At 40.3% G+C, this 5,423-nt stretch carries 4 protein-coding genes and 2 pseudogenes (1 of these 6 running past the window's edge); 1 reads left to right on the top strand and 5 read right to left on the bottom strand.

The features are described from left to right. From COT43_08180 to COT43_08190, 3 genes and pseudogenes are all read right to left on the bottom strand, one after another. On the bottom strand, positions 1-301 hold a 301-nt coding region (locus tag COT43_08180; GenBank protein PIS27886.1), incomplete at its 3' end, for a hypothetical protein. 67 nt (positions 302-368) lie between these two features. Then, positions 369-1,809, bottom strand: a pseudogene (locus COT43_08185) (RNA-splicing ligase RtcB). A gap of 3 nt (positions 1,810-1,812) precedes the next feature. After that, on the bottom strand, positions 1,813-2,244 hold the full coding sequence (locus COT43_08190) for a hypothetical protein (protein ID PIS27887.1): 432 nt from the start codon (positions 2,242-2,244) through the stop codon (positions 1,813-1,815). Positions 2,245-2,299: 55 nt separating this feature from the next. On the opposite strand from COT43_08190, the gene COT43_08195 reads away from it, so the two are divergent. Further along, positions 2,300-2,518, top strand: coding sequence for a hypothetical protein (locus COT43_08195; GenBank protein PIS27888.1), 219 nt, complete (start codon positions 2,300-2,302; stop codon positions 2,516-2,518). Here the strand turns inward: COT43_08195 and COT43_08200 are convergent. Then, on the bottom strand, positions 2,515-3,267 hold the full coding sequence (locus COT43_08200) for a hypothetical protein (protein ID PIS27889.1): 753 nt from the start codon (positions 3,265-3,267) through the stop codon (positions 2,515-2,517). The two genes, COT43_08195 and COT43_08200, sit on opposite strands and share 4 nt — an antisense overlap. A 20-nt stretch (positions 3,268-3,287) precedes the next feature. Then, positions 3,288-5,423 (bottom strand): annotated as a pseudogene (locus COT43_08205) (hypothetical protein) (it continues 240 nt past the right edge of the window).

Consider the following 5,423-nt stretch of genomic DNA (forward strand, 5'->3'; position numbering starts at 1 on the left):
CGATAACAACGATTGTATCCAACATCTGGGTGATGATTCTTCCGAACTTTAATTTGGAAAAATTGTATGCTAAAGTATCAGTTCCAATAATTTTTGATAAAGACGACGATGTATATTCCAGAGTACGCGGTATTTCGTCATTGAGACCTGAAATGGACATTGCTTCATCTTCAACCATCATGCCTGTTAAGGCTGTGATGATTTCCGTTCGATCAGGTAATAAATAGATTTTATCGGCTTTTTCACATTGGGTAAAAAGCAAAAAGGAGAAAGAAAAGATACAAATTGAAAATCGTTTCATAACGACGATAATTTCTTACGAAATCTGGGTAAATGAAAGCTGAAACATTTCAAAATATTCTTATCTGTCATCCTTTGACGACACCTAACGGAACCAGACGGGCAACTTTGCGAAGGATTCCCGTTTCGACTAATGTATTGACAACTTGCGTAACATCTTTATATGCGAAAGGCATTTCTTCGGCAATTGTGCTTTTTTCTTCTGCCATGACGAACACACCAGACTTCTCCAACTCTTTGAAAAGATTGATCCCTGCCCCTTTTTTCTTTGCTTTCGAACGGGATAAAACTCGTCCTGCTCCATGGCAGGAACTCCCGAATGTCTCAACCATTGCTTTTTCCGTTCCAGTGCAAACATAGGATTCTGTTCCCATATCGCCCGGAATCAAGACTGGTTGACCGATAGATTTGTAATTCGATGGTAACTCGGAATATCCCGGACCGAATGCTCGCGTCGCACCTTTTCTGTGAACACAATATTTTCGTTTTGTTTCCTTGTAATCATGTTCTTCGATCTTGGCAATGTTGTGTGCAATGTCCCAAACGCAGGTAAAGCCAATTTCTATAGGACTGATGCTAAGTGACTTAATGAAAGCATGTTCGATAAGTGAATGAATGACTTGCCGGTTTGAAAATGCAAAATTAGCGCTAGCCCGCATCGCCGCCAAATAGTCTTTTCCTTCCGGTGAACTCAACGGAGCGCAGGAAAGTTGCCGATCTGGAATCTCGATACCATATTTCCGAGAAGCCTGAAGCGTCACTTTGATAAAATCATCGCAGACTTGATAACCCAATCCGCGCGAGCCTGTGTGAATTTGGACGACAATATTTCCAACATCGATATTCATTGCCTGAGCGGCGATATTGTCATATATCAGCAACTTTTGAGATTTCAATAAAATGATTTCCCGAACCGAGTGTTCCCATCTGAGACAAACCACGTTCAATAGCGCGAGGCGAAATTAAATCTGGATCCGCATCCACTAAACAGCCTTGATCTTCGATAAAATTGAGATCATTTTGCTTTCCAAATCCATTTTCAACCGCCCAGTTTGCGCCGGTTTTAAGAACTTTTCGAATATCTGATAAATTCAATTTTTTAATGGCATTATGTGAGCCAATTCCGCTGGGAACCGCGCTAAAAACACTCGCAACAAGCGATTTGATTTTCGGTGTTATTTCCTTTTCAGTCAGATTCGTCCGAATCAAACGAACACCACAATTGATGTCATATCCGACACCTCCAGGAGAAATAACTCCAGTTTCGATGTCAGTTGCCGCGACGCCGCCGATCGGGAAACCATATCCCCAATGAATATCAGGCATTCCAAAAGAAAATCCAGTAATTCCCGGTAATTGGGCAACATTGATAATTTGGTCAAGACTCGCGTCATTTTTTAGGAGTTGCATGAGATCATCCGAGGCGTAAATCCTACCTGGAACTCGCATTTTCCCGCTTTGAGGAATTTCCCAGATATTTGGAGCAACTTTATTAATTATTTTTTCCATTTCCTAAATATCCAAAACGAACCTGGCTGTGTAACCTGACTTTGAATGCTGTATTTTAAGTTGATGATATGTCACGGCTTTGATCTCTTTTTTAACAGAGAAAAAGTCGGATGAACAAGCAACACCAATCAAATCGGCTTTAATTGAGTGTTGATCCAAATGTTGAAAATTAAAAGAGTTGAACAGGATTTTTTTATCATTTGATAGAAATATCAATTCAGCCAGCCAATCTCTGAGAAGTAGTTCAAAATTCTCGGCTTGGAGATTGACCGATAATACGATCGAATTGCCGTATGGAACAGAACCACTCATAATATCAAGCACCGCAAGCGCCGAATTTTGAAAGAGTTCCATCAAATTTTTGCCCCTGACGATCACACCAAGGTCAGAAGTGTGATCAAAAAGTTCGTAAACCTGTTTTTGCTTCTGTAACATTTTTCCTATTATTATACTAAGTTAGGCAGTAACAAATAACTAATGAAATTTATTTGTGATCGTTTTGAAAAACAACAAACGTTATAAAAAAGCACTTGTGTTTAATAATAATCAAAGGTTAGCCATGAAATGCAACCTGAGAAGAACAGACAAGATCGTCAAAGTTTTTATTGGCTTAATGGCTATCTTAATCGGCTTTTATTTCAAAAATTGGTGGGGCGCGATTGGTCTGATCCCGTCAACCTGTTCAGAGAAAAAAGATAAACAATCTTAGATTTCAAAAGTATCCAAGTCGTTAACAATTTGAACTGGAATTGTCGATTTTGACTGAATTCCCTCAGAAATCTTCGAATTATCATTTTTCGGCGAAACGTGCGTCAGCAAAACCCGCTTCGGCCTCGCAAGTCGGATTAATTCGATAATCTTTGAAGGACATAAGTGATTTTCTAAAGGCTGATCATCCGAGCATGAAAGTTCTGTCAGAACACAATCAGCGTTCAGGCAGGATTTTACGAGCGTCTCACTTAAATCCGTGTCGCCGGTATAAACAAATGTTTTTCCTTTTTCGTTGAATTTTAAAATCAGGCTTTCGGGCGTATGAGTCGTTGGGAAAATTTCTAAAGAATACCCCTCAAATTTTATAAAGTCTGTGCTAAGTAGTTGAAAATCATACGAGTATCGTTCGTCATCTATCCATTTTGAAAACAATCTGGTCAGTTCCTGATAAAAGTTTTCAAAATTTGGGTGCGCATAAAAAGTGAGATTTTGAATTGGGAAATCCGGCTGAAGATATTTTCTTGTAAAAAGAAGCGGAATAAAATCAGCGATATGGTCTAAATGTAAATGGGAAAAGAAAATTCGGTGTAATTCCCAAATTGACCTATTTGCTCGAGCGAATTGACGAATCGAACCAGAACCGCAATCCAGCATGATTGTCTCTTTTCCGATATCCAGTAAATAACCGGGATTTGAACGATTTTTTACAGGAACGAAATTACCGGAGCCAAGAATTGTAAGTTTCATCAAATCAATCTCTTAATCAGTTATCGAACTAAGATCATCTTTCTTGTCTGATGAAACTTAGAGGCATCTATCTGGTAAAAATATATACCGCTCGGCAATCCATATCCGTCAAAATGAAATATATGATTTCCTTGCGAGAGTTTTTCATTTGCCAACACACTGACAAGTCGTCCCGTGAGATCGAAAACTCTTAACGTGACAAATTCTTCTTGCGGTAGAACTAACAGAATTTCTGTCATTGGATTGAATGGGTTTGGACGATTTTGATACAATTCATACTTGGCAGGTATTTGAACGGCTTCGGCAATTTCAGTAACAGCAGATGTTTTGAATCTCCAAGTTGCAGACCATTTTGACGTTCCAAAATTATTAGAGGCATTGATATGCCAGTAATAATACTTTGAATATGACAGGCCGCTTATTGTGAATGAAGTGTCGGTTACGCCGGATGAATCCAGAACGATGTATTCTGAACTAAAATTTCCAGCAATGGAGACCTGAATTCGATATGCAGTAGCTATTTCGTTTGGCTTCCACGTTACGGTTACATTATGAGGCATTTCTGTCGTTCCGAATACAGGATAGACTTGAACAGGCGCAGTTGGGAAACCGGTTGTAAACGACGATATTTTTGAATAATCGCTCGTTCCGCCTGCGTTGTGTGCACGGATTTGCCAAAAATATTGCTGTTCTCCATTCAACGTCGTCAAGACAAGGAATGTATCAGATAATTCTTTATATTGAACGAAATCAGTCGAGAATAACGAATCCGCCGCAATACTGAAATCGTACAAAGAGGACAACGCTGTCGGACTCCATGAAAGCTCAACCGTATCGCGCTGGTCAACCGATAAATTGATAGGAGAAATTGCGAGCGGCGCAGTCGGCGGGTCGACGCGAATAATGTTGCTCATTTCACTTTCATTCCAATTCCGATCCAGAGCAGTGGCGATATAGTAAAACGGGCCGTTCTTCGATTCTGGATTTGGTCTGAAGAAGCGCTCATCAACGATTTGTGCGATGTTTTCAGGAAACAATAAACTATTCGGAGTAATTATTTCAGAATCAAATCGATAAAACACATATCGCGAAGCCGAATCGCCATCAGAAGCAGTCATAGGCAGATTCCAAGAAAAACCGACTTCTCCCCTGTCTGCGATCAACCTATATTCCAAATTGCTTGGCGCATTTGGCGAGATAGTATCTTTCCATGCCATTTGTGGCAACAGCGCAGGATAACAATGGAAATCGTTCTCCAGAAAGCTTGCAAAGCCAAGTGAATTTGAACTTAAAAATGAAGCGCGGAATAAGACATTGCCGTAAACTCCAACTGTGCTTCGGTTGATTCTTACCTGATTAGGTAATTCTTGATTTGTATAGGAATCCCTAAAAATTTGCCCAGGATATAAATGGCGACCGTTTTCGAATGATGCCCACCATGGAACTAATTTACTGTAATCCTGACCACCTCCAATAGCCCAGTAACACTGCGGCGTGATATAATCGACCGTCTGCGCATTTAACCAAGCAACCGCGTCACAGTAGATATCACTGTATGCTGACATTCCGATAATTCCAGCCGGAACGCCGTTTTTCCAGATTCCAAACGGACTAATTCCGAATTTAACATAAGGTTTGACGGCTTGAATGCTGTCGTAAACCTGTTTGACTAAAAGGTTAACATTATCACGTCTCCAATCGGCAATATTTGTGAATCCTCTCGGATAAGTTGAAAAAGTAGCGGCATCTTCATTAGATATTCCTTCATAAGGATAAAAATAATCGTCAAAGTGAACGCCATCAACGTCATAGCGAGAAACCACATCCATGACTACGGATGTGACATAATTCCGTACATCGGGCAATCCCGGATTGAGAAATTTGTAAGTACCTTTTGTAATGATCCAATCTGTATGTTGTTTTGTAACGTGATTGGCGGAGATTGTATATTTGCCAACGGTTTTTTCTGCGCGGTACGGATTGAACCATGCATGAAGTTCCATTCCGCGTCGATGTGCTTCCTGAATGGCAAATTCCAGCGGATCGTATAACGGCGACGGCAATCTTCCCTGTAATCTTGTTAGCCAATACGACCACGGTTCGATCGAAGAAATATAAAATGCGTCACATTCCGGTCGAATTTGAAATACAACCGC

It is taken from the genome of Candidatus Marinimicrobia bacterium CG08_land_8_20_14_0_20_45_22 (genome assembly GCA_002774355.1).
Lineage (GTDB): Bacteria > Fidelibacterota > UBA2242 > UBA2242 > UBA2242 > 0-14-0-20-45-22.